Annotated in this window: 17 protein-coding genes and 2 pseudogenes; 9 read left to right on the forward strand and 10 right to left on the reverse strand. The window is 52.9% G+C overall.

The genetic code is table 11. The annotated features are described in order from the left end of the window. Positions 1-33 precede the first annotated feature (33 nt). A complete protein-coding gene (gene rplI, locus BMW97_RS16685) occupies positions 34-483 on the forward strand; it encodes a 50S ribosomal protein L9 (protein ID WP_008502894.1) in 450 nt (149 codons plus the stop codon). A gap of 68 nt (positions 484-551) precedes the next feature. Here the strand turns inward: rplI and BMW97_RS16690 are convergent, their stop codons facing one another. Beyond that, positions 552-1,196, reverse strand: a complete 645-nt coding sequence (locus BMW97_RS16690) for an OapA family protein (protein WP_045907977.1) — start codon at positions 1,194-1,196, stop codon at positions 552-554. Positions 1,197-1,429: 233 nt separating this feature from the next. Between BMW97_RS16690 and fklB the strand changes: the two genes are divergently transcribed. Both fklB and cycA read left to right on the forward strand, forming a co-directional pair. After that, the gene (gene fklB / locus BMW97_RS16695; RefSeq protein WP_008502892.1) at positions 1,430-2,050 is read left to right on the forward strand and encodes a BamJ family beta-barrel-assembly machinery protein; all 621 of its coding nucleotides are present in this window, start codon (positions 1,430-1,432) and stop codon (positions 2,048-2,050) included. 312 nt (positions 2,051-2,362) lie between these two features. Beyond that, positions 2,363-3,772, forward strand: a complete 1,410-nt coding sequence (gene cycA, locus BMW97_RS16700; RefSeq protein WP_008502891.1) for a D-serine/D-alanine/glycine transporter — start codon at positions 2,363-2,365, stop codon at positions 3,770-3,772. An 86-nt stretch (positions 3,773-3,858) separates the two neighbouring features. On the opposite strand, the gene ytfE is transcribed toward cycA, so the two are convergent. After that, complete coding sequence (gene ytfE, locus BMW97_RS16705; protein ID WP_090393004.1) at positions 3,859-4,521, reverse strand: iron-sulfur cluster repair protein YtfE; 663 nt, start codon at positions 4,519-4,521, stop codon at positions 3,859-3,861. A 245-nt stretch (positions 4,522-4,766) separates the two neighbouring features. Between ytfE and BMW97_RS16710 the strand changes: the two genes are divergently transcribed. Then, on the forward strand, positions 4,767-6,416 hold the full coding sequence (locus BMW97_RS16710; protein ID WP_090393006.1) for a methyl-accepting chemotaxis protein: 1,650 nt from the start codon (positions 4,767-4,769) through the stop codon (positions 6,414-6,416). 79 nt (positions 6,417-6,495) lie between these two features. Here the strand turns inward: BMW97_RS16710 and BMW97_RS16715 are convergent, their stop codons facing one another. The 3 genes from BMW97_RS16715 to BMW97_RS16725 all read right to left on the reverse strand — a co-directional run bounded on the left by BMW97_RS16715 (position 6,496) and on the right by BMW97_RS16725 (position 9,291). Then, positions 6,496-7,461, reverse strand: a complete 966-nt coding sequence (locus BMW97_RS16715; RefSeq protein ID WP_045907980.1) for a DMT family transporter — start codon at positions 7,459-7,461, stop codon at positions 6,496-6,498. Positions 7,462-7,536: 75 nt separating this feature from the next. Continuing rightward, entirely contained in the window at positions 7,537-8,361 is an 825-nt protein-coding gene (locus BMW97_RS16720) for an AraC family transcriptional regulator (protein WP_045907981.1), read from the reverse strand. A gap of 81 nt (positions 8,362-8,442) precedes the next feature. Beyond that, positions 8,443-9,291 (reverse strand): SDR family oxidoreductase, encoded by an 849-nt coding sequence (locus tag BMW97_RS16725; protein ID WP_045907982.1) that lies wholly within the window; start codon positions 9,289-9,291, stop codon positions 8,443-8,445. Positions 9,292-9,809: 518 nt separating this feature from the next. Between BMW97_RS16725 and BMW97_RS16730 the strand changes: the two are divergent. Then, positions 9,810-9,950, forward strand: a pseudogene (locus BMW97_RS16730) (VapC toxin family PIN domain ribonuclease); the annotation flags it as partial. A gap of 36 nt (positions 9,951-9,986) precedes the next feature. On the opposite strand, the gene BMW97_RS16735 reads toward BMW97_RS16730, so the two are convergent. The 4 genes from BMW97_RS16735 to BMW97_RS16755 all read right to left on the reverse strand — a co-directional run bounded on the left by BMW97_RS16735 (position 9,987) and on the right by BMW97_RS16755 (position 22,256). Then, positions 9,987-13,802: a YobI family P-loop NTPase gene (locus tag BMW97_RS16735; protein WP_175481448.1), complete on the reverse strand. Its 3,816-nt coding sequence runs from the start codon at positions 13,800-13,802 to the stop codon at positions 9,987-9,989. An 872-nt stretch (positions 13,803-14,674) separates the two neighbouring features. Further along, positions 14,675-15,253, reverse strand: coding sequence for an OmpH family outer membrane protein (locus BMW97_RS16745; RefSeq protein WP_090393010.1), 579 nt, complete (start codon positions 15,251-15,253; stop codon positions 14,675-14,677). 68 nt (positions 15,254-15,321) lie between these two features. Further along, positions 15,322-21,483 (reverse strand): autotransporter outer membrane beta-barrel domain-containing protein, encoded by a 6,162-nt coding sequence (locus BMW97_RS16750; RefSeq protein WP_139177215.1) that lies wholly within the window; start codon positions 21,481-21,483, stop codon positions 15,322-15,324. A 116-nt stretch (positions 21,484-21,599) separates the two neighbouring features. Beyond that, complete coding sequence (locus BMW97_RS16755; RefSeq protein ID WP_254783059.1) at positions 21,600-22,256, reverse strand: hypothetical protein; 657 nt, start codon at positions 22,254-22,256, stop codon at positions 21,600-21,602. Between the two features lie 419 nt (positions 22,257-22,675). Between BMW97_RS16755 and BMW97_RS16760 the strand changes: the two genes are divergently transcribed. The 4 genes and pseudogenes from BMW97_RS16760 to hha all read left to right on the forward strand — a co-directional run bounded on the left by BMW97_RS16760 (position 22,676) and on the right by hha (position 25,003). Next, positions 22,676-23,491, forward strand: a complete 816-nt coding sequence (locus tag BMW97_RS16760; RefSeq protein ID WP_090393014.1) for a winged helix-turn-helix domain-containing protein — start codon at positions 22,676-22,678, stop codon at positions 23,489-23,491. Next, complete coding sequence (locus BMW97_RS23940; RefSeq protein ID WP_139177217.1) at positions 23,464-23,964, forward strand: hypothetical protein; 501 nt, start codon at positions 23,464-23,466, stop codon at positions 23,962-23,964. Before BMW97_RS16760 ends, BMW97_RS23940 begins: the two co-directional genes overlap by 28 nt. Before the next feature lie 481 nt (positions 23,965-24,445). Beyond that, positions 24,446-24,571 carry a hypothetical protein gene (locus BMW97_RS24395; protein WP_302846757.1) on the forward strand — a complete coding sequence of 42 codons (126 nt, stop codon included), beginning with the start codon at positions 24,446-24,448 and terminating at the stop codon, positions 24,569-24,571. A 229-nt stretch (positions 24,572-24,800) separates the two neighbouring features. Continuing rightward, a pseudogene (hha, locus tag BMW97_RS16775) lies at positions 24,801-25,003 on the forward strand (hemolysin expression modulator Hha). 101 nt (positions 25,004-25,104) lie between these two features. On the opposite strand, the gene BMW97_RS16780 reads toward hha, so the two are convergent. After that, entirely contained in the window at positions 25,105-26,106 is a 1,002-nt protein-coding gene (locus BMW97_RS16780; protein ID WP_090393018.1) for a TniQ family protein, read from the reverse strand. Positions 26,107-26,394: the final 288 nt, after the last annotated feature.

Here is a 26,394-nt window from a genome sequence, read left to right on the forward strand (position 1 = left end):
GGTCCATTAATACGACTTTAAGAGGATAAGGTAATGCAAGTTATTCTGCTTGATAAAGTAGCAAACCTGGGCAGCCTGGGTGATCAGGTAAACGTTAAAGCGGGCTACGCTCGTAACTTCCTGGTTCCACAGGGTAAAGCTGTTCCAGCTACCAAGAAAAACGTAGAGTTTTTCGAAGCACGTCGCGCTGAACTGGAAGCCAAACTGGCTGACGTTCTGGCGGCTGCTAATGCTCGCGCTGAAGCAATCAACGCACTGGGCACCGTTACCATCGCGTCCAAAGCTGGCGACGAAGGTAAACTGTTCGGTTCCATCGGTACCCGCGATATCGCTGATGCAGTTTCTGCAGCAGGCGTTAAAGTGGCTAAGAGCGAAGTTCGTCTGCCGAACGGCGTTCTGCGTACCACTGGTGAGCACGAAGTTGACTTCCAGGTTCACAGCGAAGTGTTCGCTAAACTGGTTGTTAACGTTGTAGCTGAGTAATTTTTTACTCTGCTCACGTTGAAACGCCGGCCTTGTGCCGGCGTTTTGCTTTTTACAGATCCCAGTCCTTAACGTGCCCTGATAAAACTGCCGTCTGGCTGTCGGGTAAACAGCACCTGTTGTCCATTTCCGGTATCAATCGTTAAACCTGTCACCACCCCACTGGCATTCTGGCGTATTTGCACCATCTGGCCATTCTGCAGGTTACTGAGCGGCTTACCCGCACCTTCCACTTTCGCCATGGCATACACGTCTGTCGGCGGCAGGTTGTGGTCACGGAACAGCTGCGCCAGCGTTTTACCCGGCTCTACGCGATAGGAACGCCACTGTTGCTCAATGCCGGTGGGCTGTTGCGCCTGAGGCTGAGACGGGGCGGCGGCTTGTTCCTGCGGCTGTTCGTCCTGAATGGGCTCTGGCTCAACCGGCGCGACCTGACCCGGGTCGTTAGACGGGGTGACGAGCTGCGTCTGCATCGGCTGTGCGTCAGGCTGCGGTCGGGTTTGCGACTGAATATCCAGCTGAGCATTGCGGGTGACGGGGGCGGTATCAACATCATCGCCACCGGAAGGAAGCAGGAAGCCCACAATCACCATCAGCGCACCAATGATGATCCCTCTGCGATGCAGAGGCGGCAGCGGGTCCATGATGCGAAAATTGTCCGGCGCCTGCCAGATTTTCGCCAGGGTAGGTTTCAGTTCAAATCGCCCGGGCATGGCACTCCTCCTGCTCCGCGTATTTTTTATCCTGTGCCCCGAAGTATAGTTTGCTAACTGCCTGAACGGCGTAGTAAACCCGACATCCGTGACATCAGTTCGGGATTAATCCTGGTTCTCTCTATTGTTTCTGTTTCGTCGCGGTTTGTCACCTTAACTTCAGACAAAGTTTTACCCATAAGGGCATGGCTGATATGCTGCCCGCTACTTTAAATGTGATGGAAGGAAAACCCATGACCACCCCGACTTTTGACACTATCGAAGCGCAGGCAAGTTACGGTATCGGCTTGCAGGTAGGACAGCAGCTGAGCGAATCCGGCCTGGAAGGTCTGTTACCCGAAGCGCTGGTGGCGGGTATCGCTGACGCGCTGGAAGGTAAACAGCCTGCCGTTCCGGTTGACGTTGTGCACCGTGCGCTGCGTGAAATCCACGAACGTGCTGACGCCGTGCGTCGCGCACGTTTTGAAGAGATGGCCGCCGAAGGTGTGAAATATCTGGAAGAGAACCGTGAGCGTGAAGGCGTGAACAGCACCGAGTCTGGTCTGCAGTTCCGCGTGATCAATCAGGGTGATGGCGCAATCCCGGCGCGTACCGACCACGTTCGCGTACACTACACCGGTAAGCTGATCGACGGTACCGTCTTCGACAGCTCCGTGGCGCGCGGCGAACCGGCTGAGTTCCCGGTGAATGGCGTTATCGCAGGCTGGATCGAAGCGCTGACCCTGATGCCAGTGGGTTCTAAATGGGAACTGACTATTCCGCACAACCTGGCCTACGGCGAGCGCGGCGCTGGCGCGTCCATCCCGCCATTCAGTACCCTGGTCTTTGAAGTCGAGCTGCTGGAAATTCTGTAATCGACTTTTCTTATTTCCTCTCCCCGGCTGGGGAGGGGAAAATAGCGTGAAAACCTATAGTTAAGCCGGAATCAATATTTTATCTTGCAAACGAAACTGTTGCGTGTATTTTTGTGAGCTGTTTCGCGCTGTATGAGTGATATGACACTCACTTTCAACATATTATTAACATAATATCTAAATCATAGTATTCATCCCGCCGATTCTTACCTAATATCGATTAGCCCTTACAAGGGAACGTCATTTTTTTGGCGTATTTAAAGGCCAGAAGAGCCTTAACAACACAGACAGGCATAAACAGGAAAATATCACATGGTAGATCAGGTCAAAGTCGTCGCCGACGAAGAGGCGTCGTCTGAACAGTCGCTACGGCGCAATCTCACAAACCGTCATATTCAGCTCATTGCCATCGGGGGTGCCATCGGTACCGGGTTGTTTATGGGGTCAGGCAAAACCATCAGTCTCGCCGGACCGTCAATCATATTCGTCTATATGATTATCGGTTTTATGCTGTTCTTCGTGATGCGTGCAATGGGTGAACTGCTGCTCTCGAACCTTGAATACAAATCCTTCAGCGACTTCGCTTCAGACCTGCTCGGACCATGGGCGGGCTATTTTACCGGCTGGACCTACTGGTTCTGCTGGGTCGTGACCGGTATGGCGGATGTCGTGGCGATTACCGCCTACGCGCAGTTCTGGTTCCCGGGGCTGTCGGACTGGGTGGCCTCGCTGGCGGTCATCGTTCTGCTGCTGAGCCTTAACCTCGCCACCGTTAAAATGTTCGGTGAGATGGAGTTCTGGTTCGCAATGATCAAAATTGTGGCCATTGTCGGGCTCATCGTGGTGGGCCTGGTGATGGTGCTCACCCACTTCCAGTCACCAACCGGCGTTCAGGCGTCGTTTACCCATCTGTGGAATGACGGCGGCTGGTTCCCGAAAGGCATCAGCGGCTTCTTTGCCGGCTTCCAGATTGCGGTGTTCGCGTTTGTAGGGATTGAGCTGGTCGGAACGACCGCTGCGGAAACCAAAGATCCGGAGAAGTCCCTGCCGCGCGCCATCAACTCCATCCCGGTGCGCATCATCATGTTCTACGTCTTCGCGCTGATTATCATTATGTCCGTGACGCCGTGGAGCTCGGTGGTGCCAAGCAAGAGCCCGTTTGTTGAGCTGTTCGTGCTGGTAGGTCTGCCTGCGGCAGCGAGCCTGATTAACTTCGTGGTGCTGACCTCTGCGGCTTCTTCCGCAAACAGCGGCGTGTTCTCAACCAGCCGTATGCTGTTTGGTCTGGCGCAGGAAGGCGTGGCGCCGAGCGCGTTCGCCAAGCTCTCTAAGCGTGCCGTACCGGCAAAAGGGCTGACCTTCTCCTGCATGTGTCTGCTGGGTGGTGTGGTGATGCTCTACGTGAACCCAAGCGTGATTGGCGCATTCACCATGATCACCACGGTCTCTGCGATTCTGTTTATGTTCGTCTGGACCATCATCCTCTGCTCCTATCTGGTGTACCGCAAACAGCGCCCACACCTGCATGAAAAATCGATCTACAAGATGCCGCTGGGCAAGCTGATGTGCTGGGTGTGCATGGCGTTCTTCGTCTTCGTGCTGGTTCTGCTGACGCTGGAAGATGATACCCGTCAGGCGCTGATCGTCACGCCGCTGTGGTTTATCGCGCTGGGGCTGGGCTGGATGTTTATCGGTAAGAAACGTATGGCTGGCATGCGTTAAGCATGTTGCCGGGTGGCGCTGACGCTTACCCGGCCTACGTTCGAGGACGTTGCAGGCCCGGTAAGCGCTAGCGCCACCGGGCTTTTTTATTCCCCCGCCAATGCCCGTGGGAACAGAACGTTATTCTCCAGACTGATGTGTTCCATCAGGTCGTCGATCGTTTCGTTAATGCCGTTGTACATCGCTTTCCACGTTGTGCACGCTTCTGGCGGCGGCGTGACGTTGTGGGTGGTATGTTTGATCACCTCCAGCAGTTCGCCCGCGTCATCATGCTCGCTTTCCATCACGCTGATGGGCCCCATCGCCTGGCTTCCCATTCCCTGTTTAATCATCGGGAAGAGGATCTGCTCTTCTTTAATCATATGGCTGGAAAGCTCTTCGTGCAGAAGGGTCAGGTATTTCGCCAGACCGCGCGGTACGGAAGGTTTGTCGGCATGGACGCGCTCGACTTTGGTCGCCTGCAGGATCAGCTCCGGCAGCTGTTCACGGTGACGGTCATGGTAACGCACGATGATATGGTCGATGATTTCCGCGAGCGGAGCGGTTCGCCAGTCTTTGTCGATGGGCTGCGCGGCCAGCTGCGTCAGCTCGGCTTCAATCACCTCAACGTCCAGCTCTTTGCGTAACGCCGCACGCGCCAGGGTTTGCTTACCGCCGCAGCAGTAGTCCATATCGTATTTACCAAACAGCGCAGAAGCGCGAGGAATGGAGAGCGCCAGCTCGCCGAGGGGTTGGTCGCGAAAGGCCATAGCAGTTACCTCATTCTCAATAATATAAGATGCATATTAAATGCATCTTTGCGGTGGCGCTATAACCCTTTAGAGGGACGGGTAAAAATGAGATGCAGATCACAAAAAAAATATCCGATTTAACTCTCTGAATGGGCTCAGGAAAGTGGTTTCGAAACTTTTTAAAGGTGGAGAAACAGTAAACAACCCGCTGTGCCTGCCGATATATCCACGTCAGACAAACCTGCATATAACAAAGGCAACGCATGTTTAAACGTATAAAAGTCATTACCCTTCTGATTTCGGTGCTGCTTGTGCTCGGCATCATGCAAGTGATTTCCGCCGGTATCTTTATCAACGCCCTGAACAACGATAAAGACAACTTCACCGTGGCGCAGCTCTCCAGCAAGAACGTGGCGGAGTTTACCGATGCGTGGATCAGTCTGAACCAGGCGCGCGTCACCCTGAACCGCGGGATGCTGCGCCTGCAAAGCAGCATGGCCTCGCAAATTAACGGCGGTCAGCTGAATGAGCTGGTGACCACGGCGAAAAATCTGCTGACTGAAGCGCAGGTTCATTACGATAAATACTATGCCTTGCCGAACACGCCAGGCCTGGATGAGAGCCTGACCAACCAACTCGAAGAGCAGTACCGCATTTACTCTGCAACGCTGACGCAAATGAACGTTCTGCTGAGCCAGGGCAATCTGGAAGATATGTTCAAGCAGAATGCCGAACAAAAACAGAACGCGATGCAGACGGTTTATCGTGAATGGCGTGAAGCGCAGGCTGCGCTCACGGATAAAGGCATTCAGGATAACGAAAGTGATTACAAGCGCATCCTGTGGATCCTCTCTGCGGTCATGTTGCTGGTGATTGTGGTGATTATCTCCAGCTGGATTGCGATGCGCCGCGTGCTGCTGCTGCCGCTGGAAGAGGTGATTAATCATATTCGCGCCATTGCGGCAGGCGATCTCACCCAGCCGATTCAGGCCGACGGTAAAAATGAAATGGCTATCCTGGCGCGCAACGTGCAGGAGATGCAAACTTCGCTGGCGAACACCGTGGGCGTAGTGCGTGAAGGCGCAGATACCATTTACACCGGTGCAGGCGAAATCTCTGCAGGCAGTAACGATCTCTCTTCCCGCACCGAGCAGCAGGCCGCGTCTCTGGAAGAGACGGCAGCTAGCATGGAGCAGCTGACGGCAACCGTGAAGCAGAATGCCGATAACGCGCGTCAGGCTTCCCGTCTGGCGCTGAACGCCTCCTCAACGGCGAAGAAGGGCGGCAACGTGGTGGAAGGCGTCGTACGTACGATGGATGAGATCGCCACCAGTTCCAGCAAGATCGCGCAAATCACTAACGTGATCGACGGTATTGCCTTCCAGACGAATATTCTGGCGCTCAACGCGGCGGTGGAAGCGGCCCGTGCAGGCGAGCAGGGCCGTGGTTTTGCGGTGGTGGCAGGGGAAGTGCGTACCCTTGCCCAGCGCAGTGCTCAGGCGGCGAAAGAGATCAAAGCGCTGATCGACGACTCCGGCGAACGCGTGAATGCGGGTTCGCAGCTGGTTAACGAAGCCGGGGCCACGATGGCCGAGATCGTCAATGCGGTCACCCGCGTCACCGACATCATGGGCGAAATAGCCTCGGCCTCTGACGAGCAGAGCCGTGGTATTGACCAGGTGGGCCAGGCGGTAGCCGAAATGGACCGCGTGACCCAGCAGAACGCCTCGCTGGTGGAGGAGTCTGCGGCCGCAGCGGCGGCGCTGGAAGATCAGGCTGCACGTCTGAACGAAGCGGTGGCGGTATTTAAAATCACCCGCAATCAGGCGGTTAAAGCGGCGCCGGTGAAAACCTATGTGCCAAAAGCGCAGCCCGTAGCGGCGGCGTCTGAAGGGAACTGGGAAACGTTTTAAGGTCTTGCCCGGTGGCGGCTACGCCTTACCGGGCCTACGGTTTTGTAGGCCCTGCAAGCGCAGCGCCGCCGGGCAATACTCACATCTCCGACGCCGGAACAACACTCGGTTTTTCCGGCTTCGCTCTCACCGCCATCACCACGCCCACGACCAACAGCACGATCCCGCAGGCCGTGAACAACGGCGGCACGCTCTGGCGCATCAGGAAGGTATACAGCAGCCCGGCCAGGGTTTCGAAGACAATCAGCGGCCCTAAGATCACCGTCGGCAGCTTCTGGCTGGCAATATTCCAGCACAGCGCGCCCACCCATGAACACAGCACCGCAATCGCCACCATCAGGCCGATAAACACCCACGGTCTTGGCCCGAAGGGCTGGGCGAAGTCCGGCTGCTGATGGCCCAGCCAGAGGCATGCGCCGAGATACCCCACGACAGATACAGGCAACGTGACCAGCGCCTGCGCCGTCGCCCACATCATTGGGTGCTTGTCCGGATTCTCACGCAGCCAGCGCGCGTTGCGCAGGGCATACCAGGCCCAGCACGCCACGGAAATGAACGCCAGCAGGATGCCAGAGCCGTATCGCCACAGGTCAACATCCCCCTGCCCATGACGCAGCTCGGCAATATTGACGCATATCAGCCCCAGGGCAGTGCAGACCAGCGCCGGGGCCATTTTTGACCACGCCAGTTTGCCATCGCGGTGGCTGTAGAGCAGGTTAGCAAAGACGGGGATGACGACCGGCAGCGTGCCGATAATCATGGTCGATACCGGCGCACCGGTACGCTGAATGGCGCTCGCGAGGCAAACGTAATAGATAAGATTGCCCATCATGGTCAGCGCCAGCGCGGTCCCCCAGTCCTGACGGCTGAGCTGACGCAAGCGCGCGCGCCCCAGCCACGCCAGGGGCAGGGCAATCAGCCCCAGCGCCAGATAACGTCCGGTCGACTGCAATATTGCCGGGTACTCCGGCACGATCAGCGGGCCGACAAAAATCAGCCCCCACATCATCCCGGCCAGCAGGGCATACAACACTCCACTAATCATTTTTCCATCCACAGGTATTTACTTTATTCTCAGTGTAGGAGGGGCAAATGCGTGCGTATTGTATGAGGTTGCGCATTAGCGCCGGGTGACCTGCTTCTGGTAGCGCACGGGGGTAATGCCGTAGCGGTGGGTAAACGCGCGGGTCAGATGCGACTGATCGGTCAGCCCGGTTGCGGCGGCAACCTCTGCGGCGGGCATGCCGTGGGTGAGGAACGCTTTGGCGCGCCAGAGACGAATCGCCATCAGCATCTGATGCGGCGTCACGTGAAAATGGGCTTTGAACTGGCGCTGGAAATGATACGGGCTAAGTGAAACGACGCCAGCCAGCTCGTCCAGCGTCAGAGCGCGCATATAGTTGTCGTGCAGGTACTCGCGTACCCGTTCGAAGCGGTGCGCGCCTTCCTGAACCCGCGGCGCGTGATGGGCAAACGGCTGGAAGGTCTCAATCAGATCCAGCAGTAATCCTTTTTGCGCAAGCGGATCGTCCGTGTGCCACAAGCCGTAAATAAGCCTGCCAATTTGCTGCGAGCGCAATGGGTCATGACGGGTCACGTCGCTGAACCACCAGTGCCGCAGACCAGTCACCTCTTCCAGCAGATCGGGTTCGATATAGACCATCCGGTAGCGCCAGCCGCCCTCGGTGGCGGATTCGCCGGTGTGGATCTCGTCCGGGTTCATGGTAACGACGGATTTTTCCGCCGCGAGATGCTGGCTACCGCGATAGCGAAAGCGTTCGGCACCGGTTTCAATCGTGCCGATCCCGAAGGCTTCATGGGTGTGAGGCTCAAAGGCGTAGTCAGAAATGTGCGCGTGGTACAGCTCCAGGCCCGGCAGCTGCGCCAGATGGCGAAAGCGCGCGCTGTCTCTTTCATCATTAAACTGTTCCGGTACGCCTTGCACGGTAAGCCTCCTCGTGGGTCATCTTTTCATTATCAAAGATGACCACAGGGGATGCCACAAAAAATAACCATCCCGTAACAATTACAGGATGGCTTTAATGCTCTGCGCCAGCGGCGTGGTGGCGCGTCCGATCAGTTTGCTCAGCGTATGGCTGTCGTCAAAGAGCCCGCCTTTGGAGGCCCCGACATCGGAGTCCGCCAGCATATCGGCCAGACCGGCAGGCAAGCCGACGCTCTTCAGCGCGGCGGCAAAATCCGCTTCACTGAGATTCTGGTAGGTGACCGGCTTCCCGCTCTGTTTGCTGAGTTCAGCCGCCAGTTCGCTCAGCGTCCAGCCGTGGTCGCCTGCCAGTTCATACACCTTGCCCGCATGACCCTCTTCAGCGATCACTTTGGCTGCCGCCGCGGCATAGTCTGCGCGGGTGGCTGAGGCAATTTTGCCTTCGCCTGCCGCACCAATAAACACGCCGTGTTCCAGCGCAGGCGGCGCGCTCGCCAGATAGTTTTCGGTATACCAGCCGTTGCGCAGCAGGGCATAAGGAATGCCGGACGCCGCCAGCGCTTTTTCAGTGGCAACGTGTTCAACGTGCAGGCCGAGCGGTGAGGTATCCGCATGCAGCAGGCTGGTGTAGGCGATAAATTTCACGCCAGCCGTTTTGGCGGCGTTAATCACGTTCTGGTGCTGGGTTGCGCGCTGGCCGACTTCGCTGGACGAGATCAGCAGCAGCTTATCCACGCCGCTCAGCGCGGCGGCGAAGGCGGCTTCATCCGTGTAGTCCGCCTGACGCACAACAATTCCCTGCTGGCTTAAGGCTTGCGCTTTCGCCGGGTTACGTACGATAGCTACAATCTGGTTAGCCGGTACGGTTTTCAACAGCTGTTCGATAACGAGATGGCCAAGCTGGCCGGTGGCGCCGGTAATCGCGATCATGATGAATCTCCTGTAAAGTAACAATAAAATTGTATATTTAGTATCAAAAATGACAATAAAGTTGTAACTTTAAATGAACACAAAAACGCACAAACATATCTTTAATTGTCTTTTTTATTAGTCAGTTACAAGAATTGTGAGATTGCTTTTAATCTCAGGTAGCTGCTGCTTTATGCACTAAAAAACCACTGCTTGTGGAGATGGATAAAGAGTTATGTCACTGATAAAAGAATTGGTTACAAGGGGACTCATGTTTTGGGCTTCCATTTAAAATCTATTATCTTTATCCCTTTTCAACGGTAAAAAATAACTTTGTTTTTACAAGTGGGTCGTCATGGGATGACCATACGCTCAAAGAATCTGATCAACGACCTGTCTGAAGGATAAAGTTATAAACTTTATGTATAACTATTATCATTCATAATCTTCTCTATCAATATCAAAAAACTCCGCTATGTATGTTGAACCCGTGGCGATTTAATACTCATCGTATTGTGGTCTCGGTCATCACCTACTCCGAGATGCCCCTCGCCCGAACGCCGAACGGTCCGAACGACACGGCGATCGCCGGGCACGCCGCCGGTGCCGTGCTTGTGACCAGTAACGTAAGAGAGTTTGAGCGAGCGCCGGGTTTGCTGCTGGAAGACTGGGTGAAATAATCGTGTCAGGCCGTCTTCCGGCGGCCTGACGGTTTTTCAGCGATGTAAATCGTATCCCTTTTCACTGTTTCTGAATGGCTCTATACGGATACGTGTATCCTGATGAGTGAGTCTGGGCGGCCGGATAAATTCACATCTCCCCAGTTGGTCGGCCAGCGCCCACATAACATCTGAATACACGATACTGCGGTGATTCTTTTCAGTAAGGAAAGCGGCATAATCAGGATGCCGGAACGTCTTTAACACCGACCTGATAAATGTCGGTGATGCCCTGCCATCTTTCAGGGACTGGATCAGCAGTGCCTGCTTCTGTCGGTCATCAGTCAGCTTCTCGGAGAACCTAATAAGGGCTTGCTGGCTGAGCAGTGGTCCTTCAGATAGCAGGGCTTCCTCTTTTTCCCAGAGCCAGTTCAGGATACGGATACAGATATCGTCGGCGAACTGACCGCCATTAAGAACTAAACGGGTAATCTCCCGATAAAACTCTTCATCAGCAAACAAAACAAGCTCGTAATGCTCACTCAATAATTCAGGACGAGCGCAGAGCAGCATATAAAGCAGTGGCGTCAGTTTGTCACCTTCTTCGTATAGTGCCTGATAAAGTTGTTCAAATACGGCGATGGTTGGTGCCAGCCATTTCTGCTCGGTCAGTACCGCCGCATTATTCAGCGGTAAGTGTTCAGGAACATTAGTGAGAGATAATCTGAATGTCCTGGTTAAAACGACAAGCGCTTCTTTGCTGATATGTGACGATGTTACTACCTTAATCATTAATTGCGAGAAAAATTCTTCGGTTAAAGGCAGCGTTTCAGCTGGTAACAAGGCATAATTACTATTGAGCCATTCGCAGAGAACATTGCTATCCACATTTGCATTCTCATCAAGCAAGGACATAAAATTCAGCCACGAAGGTGATACATGATTATGCTGAGCCAGCAACGAATATAAACTGGGTTGATGATGAGTTACATCATCAACATCATTGCCTGTATTTGCCTCTCTGTTTAGAACGACCGATACATCCTCCAGTTCAAACTTCATATGTACTGTCAGATACTCAGCATCATCCCGGTCAACGAATGACAAATTAAGGAGTTCAGGAATCAGTGCATTTTCTTCGGAGTGAATAAAAATATCACGAATAAACGATGAAAAATTCTCATAAACAAATGCTTCAAGAGCTGGAATACGAAGCGACCTTATCGTTCCCATCGGCTTCCTGCGTAAAATTTCAATGCCGTTTTCTGCGTCATGCGTGAGTGACAAACAGAGATTTTGCAAGTTAAATGTTGAGTAGAACCACACATTTTCCCGTGCCACCGACTGCAGAATTTTCTTTCCGGAAGTACTCTGGACCAGCGGAATATGAGCCAGGCGACAGCCAGAAACCCGCAGATTTTCGCAAAAATTTTGAGCACAATCATCAGGAATGGCTGTTACGAGATTGAAGTCCATGTCGATAAGTCGCTGTAGTTCTTCGCGACTCTCGTGCGGGACGGAACGCCACTGCAGTGCCGGTAATGCCAGTAATAACGGGAGAAGACTACGTTCAGCTTCAGTATCATTCATGCCTGCAATCTGGTGGATGATAGTGGCTAAATGGTCATCACCTTCGGCCATTAGCCTGATATATCTCAGCTGTAGCGTGGGGTTCCATCGGGGGAAGATATCTTTCGCCAGTCTTACCAGCCGCTGTTCAGCGCCAGCCTCCTTCTGCATATCCATGATAATCCTCAGTGAATCCTTATCATTGTATATAAGGTGCCAGAGGACCTGAGGATGCCAGGCATTGTCATGCATCAGCATGCCCAGCCCGCGTAACTTCGCCACGGTGTTATCGAAATTACTCAGTGGCATTTTTGCCGTTTCCTCTGGAGTTCTGCCGGCCGTCACAGCTCTGATGAAGTTATTGTCTTCAGTGCTCAGACTCCCTGGCATGAATACAGAACGGTATGCCATATAGTCAGTTGACAGATAGCCATTGGATAAAAGGAAATACAGAAAATCGATTTTCCCGCCATTATCTGGAGAGGTAATTCCGTTGTTTTCAGCGGATGATATGTATTCTGCGGCCCAGTCGCTGAAACCCGTATTGCCCAACTTATCTATAAAAAAAGTAAGTTCATACGAGAATGAATTATGAATCTCACTTTTGCTTTTGTTAATACTTTCCTCTAAGCGAGCGATGTGTCCATCTGATTTTTTCTGAAGTCTCTGAATCCTTTCTTCATAAGTATCCTTTATACACTGCATGTTTGATTTATCAATTACTGCAATGTTCACACCATATCCTTTCGGTCTGATGTTGACCAGATTATGATTCAGCAGTGAAAAAAAAGAAGTCTCATTTTCGGTCACATCTTCAAAGGTATAACTAACGCCGTTGTTCACCAAAAAATGTAATGTGGACGCTGTAAACTCACTGATATATGGCTGGAGTAATTCTTTTCTTAAACCCTGTTCTGAGACAGTCTTCTCATTCTGTATCATGGCAAGTTCAATCTGCTGCCTGTTCATTATTTCGGAAAGTGTATTACAGTACTCCTCTCTTAATTTCCCTGATGTATACTCGTTAACAATGCTGTAAAGCATCCCTTTTTTGTTATCTATTGCATGATAATCTTCTGCACAAAGATTTTTGTAAGAAATCAGTGCAATCAGTCGCTTGATATCTTCTCCGTTATTCACAATATTCCGGTAAAGTCGAAACTCATTCGCAATATTATGCATGACACGCATGTCAGGTATGAACAGAGCCAGCCTGGTAAGGCAGTCTCTGAAACCATGATGCTTGAGTTCGTCAGGTGTAAATTTCCCCAAAAAGTGCTCAGAAGCATTCTCACTGTCCATCACCGGGATCACCGGCATGACAAAATCAAAGAATTTAGTCCGTGACTCTGGCGTGCTGAAAAGATTATCCCTGACAGCGTAGATGAATCTGACCGGTTTGTCTGCCGGAAGACAGTTATTGATGAGCTGATTTATCTCACGGAGTTTGATAAAAATCGCGCCGTCGTTATGACGGTCCAGGTCCTCAAATATGACCACATTGTATTGCGTCTGTTCAAAAAAATAGACGATTTCATCAATGTACACATTGAGAAGAGAGGGAGCCGCGGGACGTGTAGAAATGGCCCCTTTAAGGACATCTATTTTATCAATACTGACGCGGCGGTCAAAAATCCCTGTACGATGCAGTTTTTTTAGTGCCAGGAATAAGCCAGAAAAAAGAAACATCCCGGCGCCAGCAACCCTGAGGACGACAGGCAAGGCCAGGAGAAACTGACTCAGGTCTTTCGGGAAAGACAGCTTCGCACGGATGTAATCAGGAAAAAGAAAAAGCAGGCCCGTAGCCGTCAACGCCAGGATGAGTAACAGGCTGGCGGCCATCAGGGCTATCTGACGCGCGCTGACGTCGGAAATGCGCTCCAGACGGGAGTAGGGTAATGCACTTTTTTTCTCTTTATAGAGTAACTGTTGCAGGATGCTGTATTCGATTGTTTTTTCTTCTGCTTTAGCCGCTTTTTTTTCAGCTGTATTCCCGTCGCCCCTGCTATCCCCCGTCCCCGTATCTGCGGATGATGCCTGCTGCATTTCAAAATCAGCCAGAGATACGGTCATCACCCGGAAGTCATTATTTTCTGCTTTTTCCCACGTCAGTAATACCGAGCTTTTACCTGCTCCATACGGGCCAGTGACGGCAATATTTCTTATATCAGGGCGGGAACAGGCAAAACTAAGAGCTTCAATATAACTTTGCGCCTTTTCATCCTCAATAACCGAGGGGGTCAGGGGTTCATAGGCGATTTGTATTTGTTCTTCCTGATCATCATTAACACCGACTACCGGCATCAGTACTTCCGCCCGGAATGGTCCTCTCATGTAGTTCACCCAACATTGTTTGTTTAACAGGCATTATATCGCCTCAAAACATAAAAGATAACAAAGGCAAAGTTCTGCAGGAGGTGGTCTTAAGGCTCATGGGATAACGAGATCCGACTTTGAAGGTTTTCGGATCTCTTGAGAGGAAAAGAAGGATTATTGCCACTAAAGCAATAAAGACTATAAACATAGTATGCACGTCCATTAATGCGCGACTGCTATCAGCTGGCTGCTATTGATGCTGCAAACGAAAAAATAAGGTCTGCATCCGGCGCCGTGATCCGGCCTGCAGAAAATCCATTTCGTGCCGCTCTGAAGGAAGGACACCGACAGGTTCACCCCGCTCCGGGCGGCGGGGTCCGGCATGGCGATCGCCCGGAAGCGGAAATGCCGCGGGCAGAGGGGCAGCACTGCGGCCGGCCATCATGCCGGATGGCCTCCGGAACGCCCTCCCGTCTCCGGCATCAGCTCAGCTGACGCTCACCGGATTGCCTTATGCCGTAAACCGCCCCTTCAGGAGCAGGGCAACCGCCCGCTGCTGCGCCTGCACGGCAGCGTCCTCCTCGCTGACGGACCTCCCGCAGTACGGGCAGATGATGCGGACGCCGTCCCGGCCCGGCCGGGTGGTTATCCCGCCCGGCGCGCTTTCCCGCCGGCAGTGCGGACAGATGAATGAGAGCATGTGATTTTCCTTTCTGTGCGGGGAGAGCGGGTAAAATAACGCGGCCCTCCCGCGCGGCGTAAAAAAAAGCCCACGTCGGTGGGCAAAGGGGAATAAAGCGCGTTGTCTGCGCACCGGTTATCACACAGGCTCTGGCGGCCTGATTAAGGAGAGTCCGGCGTCAGTGCTTATGTCCTGACGGTGCGTCCTTTTTCTTCTCCGGCGCCGGTGCCTCCGGCGGGGTGACGCTCACCACCGGCACCGTGCCGAAGGTGGCCTTTTTCTTTTTCATCCGCGTCAGTATTTCATCCGTGATGTTGACGTCCTCCTGCCAGGCAATGGCGGCGGCGGAAGGAAGCACCACCGTCCCCGGATGGTCGCTCAGCCACTCCCGCGCGGTCAGCGCCAGGACGTCGCCAATGGCCTTGTTGACGGCCTGCTCTTCCGCCTGATACTGCAGGTTCAGACGCTGCACCCCGTTCTCCAGCGCCGGGCGGGAAGGGTGAGTTCCCTTATCCCCGTAGACCGCATCCAGGGACTTTGCCCCCGCCTCGAGGCTTTCGCGGACCTTCTGAAGGTGGGCGCGCCCCGCCTCAGAGGGGGCCGACTCGCGGTAAATTTTATGGGTGTCAATCACGGCTATTCCTTTCATTACGCTGTCCTTTTTCATCTCGTTCGCTTTCGTGTCGCAGCCGGTCGCCAGCATGACCAGGCTCAGGGTCATCACGGCGGCCAGGCAGGTATTCAGTACGGTATTCATTACATCAGCTCGCTATGGTCTGTCAGAAGAGGGGAGGCCGGCGGCCTCCCCGCTGGTACGTTGCGCCGTCAGAAGCGCACGTTGTAGTTCATCATGAACCCCTTGTCCTTAATGCCGTCTTCCTGCCACTGGAAGGCGTTCACCGACAGCGCCCTGTTGTCCTTACTGTAATTCACGCCCAGTTCGGCCACGCCGTTCAGTCCGCCGCCCTTCTGGCCGTCATCCAGGTTAAAGTTAACGCCTTTCGCACCCTGCAGAGAGCCCGTACGCTGGCTTTTAGAGAAGCTCAGGTTCGGGCCGCCTTCCAGGCTCGCCGAGGCGGACCAGCCGTCTTTTCCGGCGTAGTCCAGCTTCAGGCCCACCACGCTGTCAACCGCCGTCTCGGTGCTGCTGCTGAGCGCCAGGTTGAAGTCACCCGCCCCGCGCTCGTGCAGCGCCCCGTTCACGGTATGGCGCATTTTGAGCCCCAGGGACGGGGTCAGGTTCAGCCCTTCCGCCAGGGTGATGTGCTTGCTGCCTTCCGTACGCAGCTCCATATACTGCTGGCTGTTGCTGGCATCGGCGACGCGGCTGGTATTGCCGTAGCTGATGCTGCGGCTGCTCTTCAGCTCGTGACGGTCATAGCGCAGGCTGTTCATCAGGCTGTAGTCATCCCCGAGGTTCAGGGTGTGCTTCAGGCCCATGAACTGGCTGTAGCCGCCCGTCAGGCCGTTATCGCCGGCCTGGCGCGTGCCGTTGCCGTTCAGGCGGGCCATACCGTACTCCAGGCCGACGGACTGGTGGTCGTTCAACGCGAAGGACTGCTTCAGGGCAAACATGTCATAGCGCACGTTGTTCCCCATTTCGGCCCGTTTATCGTTGCGGGAAATCACGTTGAACGCCAGGCCGTTGCCCATGTCCGGCGCTTCTTCCGACAGGCGGTCAAAGCGGGACGTCAGGATGCGGGCATCGTTGAACGCGGACGTTGCCTGCGAGCCGGAAATCTGGCGCAGGGCGCGGCTCAGCTCGTGCGCGCTCTTCAGGTTCAGGCTGGTGAACAGGCTGTTACTGGTGTATGCCCGGTCCAGCGCGTCAGCCACGCTGGCCACGCCCTTATCCTGCGCCACGTCGGCGTAGCTGTTTTTAGTCAGGGTCACGTCCACGTTGCCGCGGTCATTCAGGCCGGACTTCGCCGACCAGACCACGCTTTCTGAGCGGATGTTTTCAGCCCCCTCAATGTTTTTCCCGGTGACCACGTCATTAAAGGTCACGGTGCGGGCTGCGCTACCGGCGGTGAAGCCCGTGTCCACGGTGACGTCTTTCAGCACGGCGTTGCTGGCCTGCAGGCGGCCGGCATAGCCGCTGGCGGTGGTGCCGATGGTGTAGCCTTCAATCACGTTTTTCGCCACCGTGCCGTCAGGACGGGAAGGGCGGGTATAGTCGGTGTGAACCCCGCTTTCAATCACGGAGGCCAGGTCCGGCTGCTTAATGATGCCCGACCCGGTCACGCCGTCGGCAATCACGACATTCCCGTTGTTGATGATGCGGCCGTTCGCTCCCTCCCTGCTGAACGCAAAGGAGTCGTTCGCGAAGATGCTGATGGTGCCGTTGTTTTCCAGCACCGCCTCTTTACCGGCATCACTGCCAAGGCGCATGGCCACCATGCCGGTGTCCGCGGTGCCCGCGGTCCCCAGGCTGATGGTGCCGTTGTTGATGGCTTTACCGTCAGCGCTTCCCACGTGCATGCCGACCGCTCCCGTGCCGGAGAGGTTCATCGTGCCGTCGTTTATCGCCTGACCCGCCGTGCCGCGCAGTCTGAGGGCGGCATTGTCACTGCCTGTGGCCGTATAGCTGAGCGTGCCGGCTTCTGAGTTCCAGAACGAGGCGCGCGCATGGTCTGAATCCATAATCATGGCGCCGCTGTCACCGTTCGCGATGGAGCCGTCATTCACCACGGTGGCGTCGTCGCCGACCAGACCAAACAGGGTGTTGTTCTGACCGCTGACGCGCGTAATGTTCCCCTGGTTCAGGAATCCGCCGCCGTTGAACGATGAACCTCCGGCAAACACCATATCGCCCTGCGCGCCGTTGATAACGGTGCCGCCGGTGCTGCCCGGGAAAACGGCCGTAATGGCCTCGTTAAAGGTCGCCACGTTGCCCGCATCACCGCCGTTAACTATCACGTTCGGGTGTGGGGTCGTATCCGGCAGCGCCGGGCGGACAAAATCAGCGTGAACGTCATGCTCAATGCTGTCTGCCAGTCCCGGCTGCTTAATGATGCCGGCCCCGGTCACGCCCTCGGCAATGACCACCTGCCCGTTGTTAATGATGCGCCCGTTCGCCCCCTCTTTGCTGAACGCAAAGGAGTTGCCGGCATTGATGTTGATGGTCCCGTTGTTCTCAATGACCGCCGCGGCCGTGGCGTTTTTATCCAGCTTCATGGCGATAAGGCCGGATGAACCGTCGCCGCTTACCCCCAGGTTGATGGTGCCGTTGTTGACTGCCCGGGAGTTACTTCCGACATAAATGGCGATGGCGTCTTTACCGCTCACATTCATTTCACCGTCGTTAATGAATACGGAGTCAGTTGACCACGGATTGGCGGCGTAGCTGCCATTACTGCCGTTCTGAAGCGTAATCACGCCGTCCGTGGTGTTCCATACGGTCGTACCTGTGCCGGCCTGACCAATCATATTGATTTTGCCGGTGCCGGTAATTTCCCCGCGGTTAATCAGCAGTGAGGTGTTATTCTTCTCAAGCCACAGGCTCCCCGCGCCGTTCACCAGAACGTGACCGCCTTTTTCGTTTATCACGGTTCCGCCCAGGTGCACTTTGTTTCCGGTCTGAAGCGTACCGCCCTGCTGATTAACCAGCAGGGTGCCTGCATCAACCCACATATCGCTGCCGGAGGGCACGTTAATATTCCCCTGGTTAAATAAAGCGGAGCCTGACTGGACATCAATACGGCCATTTACGGTGCCGGTATTCTGCATCTGGCTGTGGTCTGAAAGGGTGGTTATCCCTCCGCTGATATGTCCGCTGTTATTCAGATTGCCCCACTTCGTCACCCTGATATTCCCGGTCACCTTGCCTTCCGCGTCATTATTCAGGGTGTCGGCAAAGCCGCCCAGCGAAACGGCGCCGGCCAGCACGCCGTGGTTATTCAGCACGGATTCCTGCCCGCCCGAGGTGATGGCACTGTTAATCACGCCGGAGGCGTCGTTGGTCAGCACGTTATTCGTCAGGCCGAGCGCGCCACCCGTAACGGTACCGGCATTGCTGAGGGACGCCCCCTTAAAGACATAAAACCCGTTTTCGGCGTCACGCGTCTCGCCCTGCGCCGCCAGCACGTCGCCATCTTTGACGGCATCAGTGAGCGGCACGTCGCTGCCCGGGTTCCACTCGTCCGCATCCTGGCAGGCCGCATCGCCGATGCAGATTTGCCCCAGGTTAACAATTTTGCTGTTGGCGTTGCCGTCCCTGTAGAACGGGCGGGCAATCGGGCCTGAGCCATCGGCGGTCAGGGCGTTTGCGGCGGCGGTAATGATGATTTTGCCGTTTTCGCCGTTGATGACGGTACCGCCCTGAATGGCCACCATCCCATACAGCTGGTCATGGCTGTCGGTGACGCCCGGCGCCACGTCCAGGGTGATGGTGCCCTGGTTGGTGACCTCTGCGCCATCCATGGCCAGCATACCTGTACCACTGTTGGTCACAGCAATGCTCCCTGTGTTAACGCTTTTCAGGGTGTTATTGCGGCCTACAATACCCGCCCCCAGACGGACTTTATCGCTGTCAGCTGCAAAACCGTCAATATCCCGCAGGTTAACGCCGTTGATATAGCCATTCAGGGTGATAGTTCCGGCATTGTTAAGATATCCGTCCGGATCATTTGTCTCAGCGTTATTAAGCATGCCGACAGCAGGGCCATTAAGCTCAATCAGGCCCTGATTGAGGTTTGCACTCCCCCCCCCCAGAGCAACTACACTGTTCTGTCGTTCAAGCAAAGGATCAGCTAGAGCTCCCTGCTTATCTCCGAGATTTCTCTCAGCAGAAGCTTTTATTATTCCTGAATCACTATTTAATACTCTGCCCTTACTGGAAATCACGCCCGCCGCCGGGTCCATAACGCCCGTGCCACCACTACGGCTGATTACCGTTCCGGTGTTTACAGCATTGTCATTCACCCCCCCGTAATAAAAATATTGAGCAACTTCACTACCGGATAAGTCCACATAACCTTCATTAATAAGGCTGCCTAAAAAAATCACATGTACTGATGAGAACCAGTCACCCGATGATTGCCCCCGATATTGTTTAATTGTTAGGGTTGAGTTTTTATCAAAAATAACCAGATTATCTGAATCCGAAGCACTGTTAATAAGCCTGACTCCATTGTTTGCTGCTTCGTTGTTTGCCGGGTGGGATTCAATCACAGACTGACCGCTGACAACGATGGTATTGCTACCGGAGAGATTCAATCCATACACACCAATGTTATCATTTCGTTTTACTTCAGCTCCGGCTTTATAAAGATTGATGCCCCCCCTGATTTCAACAAGGTTTCCATCGCCACTAATATTCATTCCGAATGAGCGTTTTTTATTCCAGTCAAAGCTTCCGTCGTGCAGCATGGCATCAGGGTCTGTAAAGGTGCCATTCAGCGCACCATCAAGAACAACGTGGTTGTTGCTCCCCGACACCTCCAGGCCCGTCATCACCCAGCCTTTTTCAGCCATATGATTAATCCCCGTAATGGCCTGCGTCATCGGGGAGTTGGTGAGGGAGAGGTTGCCGGTAATGTTCACCGTGTTGCCTTCACCACCCACGCTGACGCCCTTCGCTGCATCCAGCACGGCCGGGTCTGCCTTACTGGTGCGCAAGTCCACGTTAATGTTCCCGTCCAGGGTGACGGTGTTGTTCTGCCCCTGAATGTCGGCCGCCTGGCCCAGGTTATGGACGGTCCAGTCGCCCGTGTTGCTGAACACGCCGTCGCTGCCGGTCATGCGCACGCCCATTGAGCCCGCGTCTTCCACGCTGACCTCAGAGGTGTTCTTAACGGTTGCGCCATTACCGGAGATGTCAAAGCCGGTGGCGGCATTGGTCACCTTCATCACGCCGTTCTGGGCGGCATTCGCGCCGTCGCCCGTGATGTGCACGCCGGTTGAACCGGCCCCGTCGACCGTCAGCGTCCCGGTATTTGTGGCGGTACCCTTCTTACCGTCAATGGCAATACCGGTCCCGCCGTTGCGCACGTCGGTGTCGCCGTTAACGGTGGCGGTACCGTTGTCGCCCTGAATCACAACGCCGCTGGCGTTATCCACGTGAACGGGGCCGTTTACCGTGGCGCTGCCGTTCTGGCCGCTGATTTTTGCCCCGGTGGCGGCGTTTTCAGCGCGCAGCTCGCCATCGATGACTACCACGCTGCCGTCACCTTCCATGAGCGAGCCCGTACTGCCCTCACCGGAGACGGATGCGCTGCCTTCCTGGTGAAGGGTGTTGCCCGTGCCGGTGACCTTATTACCCGTGGCCCCCTGGGAAACGGTGTTGTCCCCCTGCTGCTTAACGGTGTTGTTGCTGCCGTTAACCACGAGGCCCGTCGAGCCCTGTTCAGCCACGTCCAGATTGCCCTGGCTTTCAATAGTGGAATCGACCACGTTATCCACCACGGTACCGGTGGCCGCGCCGCGAATGGTGGAGTCACCCTCAATGGTGACATCGAGCCTGTCGCCTCCGGCATCAATATAGTTACCCACCTGGCCGTCGCTCAGGCTGCCGGGCACTTCGACGTCCATATCATGAATCACCGGCTTATCGCCGTTGCCGTCACCGCCGTTGCCGGTGCTGCTGTCACCGCCGTTGCCGGTGCTGCTGTCACCGCCGTTGCCGGTGCTGCTGTCACCGCCGTTGCCGGTGCTGCTGTCACCGCCGTTGCCGGTATTGCTGTCACCAGATGCCCCGCCGGCATGGTGGCCATCATGGCTTCCGAGACCGGAAAAGCCTGCGCCCAGCCCGACGGCCGCCACGAGACCGGCAAGCCATTCAGCCTGCTCGTCAATCCAGCTTTTTTTCTCAGCCCTGACGCACTGCGCGGGGAGGGCATCGATTTCAGCCCTGCTCAGTACGCTAAGGTCTGCAGGGCAGTCCTGGCGGGCTTTATCCTGCGTAATATCAGAAGGTGACGCATAGGTATTTGAACTGAGCGCGAGCGTAATACTCAGCGCCAGTATTTTCTTGTTTGCGGAAATCATATTTTTATTCCCTTTATTCTGCATTAATAAAAGGCACGCCACTGTAAGCATGCGGACACCTGATTATCGGGAGATAATCAAATTCAGATTCTGTTGAAGGCACTTCCGGTAAATAATTAAACCGCGGCAGACCAGCTTCTGACGGAGTCGGTGATATAAGCCTGCTGCCTGCGGTAATAGTGCTTTTCCTCAGCTGATTTTCGCGAGGTATAAATAAGGTAAAAAAGATGCATCGCATTCAGCTGGGTGGCCTTATTCAGGCCGGACAACCCCATTTTCAGGGCAAGGGAATTCACCCTGCCGCTGAGCGTTTTTTCGGAGGTATTAAGCATTTGTGCCAGACGACGATTGGAAATGCCGCTCATCAGATAAAGCATCGCGCTCCATTCCGATGCCCTGACCCTGTCGGGATTAATTCTGAATACGCCCGCCGTACATGACAGACACTTTCTTATGGTGCTGATAAGTTGTTTCATGCCCATCCTGCCCGGAAGAATATAAATATTGCCGGTATAAAAAATCCGGGTTCTGGCCGGCCAGTGCGCGGGCTCAATAAATACGGCAAACGCCTTCTTATTCATCACGCCAGACAGAACTTCAGTCATCATGCTCTTGTCAGAAATGCTGATAATGACGACTGCGCCCTCGCAAAAATCTGCGTTACCTTTCTCATCTGCAATAAAGACATATTCAGGAGATACTGCAATAACATTACTGGCGTCAGTGAACGCATTGCGATAAAAAAAATTATCACTGATGACGATCATCTTCATTAAGCAGAGCCTTTACCATGCCGTACCACGGTACGGACAGACAGAAATAAACGTACCTGCCGGTACAATCCATTCCCGGCTACCGCCACTGAAGCATTAATCTTCCTGCAGTCCGCTCCGGGATTTTTCTTATATTACCTGTCGGATTAAGCCTAAAATAATGAAAGAATAATCTTAGGGTTAGATTGGAGATTCTTTAATACCGTGCCTAAACTTGCCCCATTGCAATCACGCAACATTTTCACAACCATGACACTGTCAGTGAGGCTGAATATGACGATTCAGAATCTTAATTAAAAGCTAAAAAGGCACGTTTTTCATAGGGATAGCACCACACTTGATTAAGAATTTTCCTGCGACTAATCTTAAGGTCTGGTTTGCAATGAAGGCTACCTTCATTTATTTAACAGGAGGACAACATGTCAGTGGAGGAGGATGGAGAGCAGTCGACACGAAATCTTTATCAGATTGAGGAGGATATTAATTTTCTCCCTGATGAACATCTGCTACAGAATGTAAAAACCGGTGAGACGGTTACTCTCCTGAGCACAGCTGCAGAATGTTTTAAAATCCTGATAGACGAACAGGGCAGAATAGTTTCCCGAAAAGAAATGAAAGAAAAGGTATGGGGTAAACGTGGCGTGGTCGTAAGCAGCAATACCTTTTACCAGAATATGCTTAATCTCCGACGGGGGCTTGAGAAGGTGGGGGCCGGGAGCCATCTTATTGCGACGTATTACGGTAAAGGTGTGGGGATTGATAATGGGGTACACATAAAGCGGGTGGCTTATAATGTTACCGGGGCCGCTTGTCCTGAAAATATGCTCACGGATCACAGCGATGAAACAGTGGCGACTGACGCGCAGGCGTTACCAGAAAATAAAATAACCTCAGGAAGGAAAGAGAGAATGTCCGGGTTAATGCTGATGAATGCTGTGCTGTTTCTGGTATGTATTGCCCTGTTTGCACTGAGTCAGAATATAAAACGTGAAAACTATTTCAGCCAGTACACGAAAACCCCTTATAAGGTTAAAACATGCAGTGTTTTTACAGACCCGGCAAAAATGGATGAAGGGGAGTTAAAGGATTTTTTAACGCACAATACGCCCGACTGCGAAGAAGGCGAAACACTCTATCTGTCATCTGTATATCCGGTTAAGCGCATGTCTGTTATCCGCTGTACAGGACATTTTTTACCGGGGGATGAATGCGAATCAGATTATTATCTGGAGTAAAAAAATCGGGATTGCTTACAGCAGCTGCTCTGCTTTCAGTCATTACCTGGCTGGCAATGGATAACTGGGGACAGTGGAAAGAGCTCCACTCGGCTACGATGACATGTGATGCGGTCATTAACGTTCATAAATCGAATGAGTTACTCTCCGTTCGCCTGAGATATTCCTTTCTCGGGAGTGAAGGAACGGCGACATTGTCCGGCATACTGAGTGAGGGCGACAAAATATCTGCGCACATCAGCAGGCATATATTTTTCAGCTACAGACGTGTCGATGATGGCGTATTTCTTGAGAATACAAAAACCACTATTTCGCTCCAGGATACTGCCGGCCCTGAGGGACTGAAAAACCTCCTGCCCGCGTTCTACACGGAGCATGGCGCCCGCACCAGCTTTCAGGTGTATGCCCAGAAACCGGGCGGCTATATCTTTGTTAAGGATTTTACGCCGGCTTTTTACTGTGCAGAGCTGTGACCTCAACGTAGATGTTCAGACAGCATTCGGGACGTCTGAAAGTCAGGAGCAGCCAGGGCCTCTGTAGCGCTCGGTGATGAATATTACCTCTCCGGAAAGTGTCTTAAGTGATCTATCTGAACGGTACAACCTGTCTGCAACTGACGGGTGCCGGCGGCATACGCCGTATAAAAGAGGGTGATTCGCTTGAGGAGAATGAGAGCCGGAACTGATCACCACCAGACACAAGGAATGAGAGCAGAGGAATGAAATTAACAGAACCCAGACTGAATAAGCTGATCAGTGAATATGAACGCCCTGGTTTGTGAGGACAGCCTGCTTACGCGCCGGGAGCGCGAGGAACTGGACCGGGCCGTAGCCGCCATCGGTGCCATGAAAGTGCGCGTAAGCTTGAAAAAGTCCACAGTTTCGGCAGCATTGAAATGAAAGTAATAAAAGCAGGAACGTCAGCCCGACCCTCGTTTCCGCATGCTGGCGAACCATGACGGGAAGAAAACGGGATGATGTTGCTGATGCCCTCGAATCCGTACCGGACGAAGCAGTGAATGTTGAACTGTTATGGCTGGCCGAAAAGCTGGGGGCTTACCCCCTACAATGTGGTCTGTAAGATAGCGGCATTTCAGGGAAATGCCAAAAAAGTGGAACGATCAGTACCGCAAGGTTTCTGACGATATCCGCAAGTCTGGCCTGAGCATCAGCTATTATGTTCAGTACAACGGGCTGAATTTAACCGCTTCCCGATCTATTCTGTCAAAACACGGTATTGTCTTATAGACATTTTTGAAGCATGCCGCTTAAGTGAAACGACTTCTTCCCGATGCTATTGCAGAAACTTCATGACGAGACAGGAATGGCTGTTACGCCTCAGACGCCGTACTTCCAGAGACACGCTTGAAAAGTGACAGACAAGAACAAATACGATCTGACCGACGACGAGCTGGAGCCCTTTAATGCAGCTGTCAATTACCGGCTGGCAGAACTGACTATGGGGAAGTTGTATGATCGGATACCGCCAGGTGTCCGGGAGTTTGTAAAATAATGTAAGCGAGTTTTCTTGCGCCAAATACTCTCCTGATCTGACAGAATTATGTAAGATTTTGATATTTAACTTATGTTGTGAGAGAGCTATGTCTATAGTAGTTAAACTGAAATATCCGTCCCGGGGCTTAAGATGTTTTGCTGGACTTTTGCCGGACAGTCCAGGTCGTCACATGAACCGCATTGATTCATCCCCTTATAGATATAAAACGTTTCTGACACTTCCGTGTATTGAAATATACCACCATAAAGAGTGATTGCTTTTGCATTTTTATGCCAGAAATCAAGGAATATAAAGTATCTATCCCGAAAAGAAGCCTTTATCATAACCGCAATCTCATAGTCTTCCATATTATAAAAGTGTCGGTAAGGCCTCCATCTCTTTCTGTCTCGGTAGTAATCAAGTACAGATGACATATAAAAATGACATTCGGGTGTATTTTTTATCGATTCTCTGATTGCATTCTTCAGGCAGGTAGCAATGTGTATGTAATCTGGTTTATTATATTCACCGGAACTAATATCATTTATCGATACGTAGTTTAAAGGTGGGGTTTCTCCTATAAGTCCGGTATGGTAATAGGAATTGTAACTTCCCATGGGATATTCTCCTCTCAAAATTTGTTTAATTAGTTCATGCGAGCGTCTGACCGGTAGTGCCGGGCAGAATGTTAAGGATTTTTTATGAATATCGCAGATGTTGAGCCATTTTAGCATCCAGGATGCCCTGAAATAGCCATATCCGTTGACCTTTAACGAATCCCTGATGCAGTCGATACAGAACCCAACGGGATGACTACCGGAAATATTATAGCTTCCTTTAATCGAATAGAGATTTTTTATAACTGACATATATTCCAGTGGATTACCGAAGATATGCGTATTTTTCTTGATTAAACCGGAGTTTCGACCAAGCGTAAGAATGTCCCGGTCGCTATAACTCATAAAAAAGTTTCTTATTTGTGTGCTGAGCTTTAAGTTAAATCGCCAGTTACCCTTGTTGTCGGTCAAATTGGCAAATTGTTCGACGCCGTTGATCATACAGACTCTGAAGATGAAGCTGTGCAGCGTTTCATCTGGCTGATAGACCGTCCTTAATAACATTTAGACATCCTCTTTATTCCGGGTGAATGTTATTGACTGTATCAAAATATTTTTTACGCATCTTAATATTTACATATTACCCGTTGCCTGTCTACGAATTATTGGGGGTGAAACATTTGCAACGGGTGGTTTTTTATTTTTTTTAAATTCTGTGGATATATTGATGTGTGATTTTTTCAGGCAGGAGATTAATGGATTGTGTTTTTTGCAACCCATTGTATTTGATGTTGTTTTTATTTTATTCTGTCTTCTGTTGGTGTTAGTACTGAAGCCAGACACACTACGCAG

The organism is Enterobacter sp. NFIX58 (assembly GCF_900110475.1).
Classification (GTDB): domain Bacteria; phylum Pseudomonadota; class Gammaproteobacteria; order Enterobacterales; family Enterobacteriaceae; genus Enterobacter; species Enterobacter quasiroggenkampii.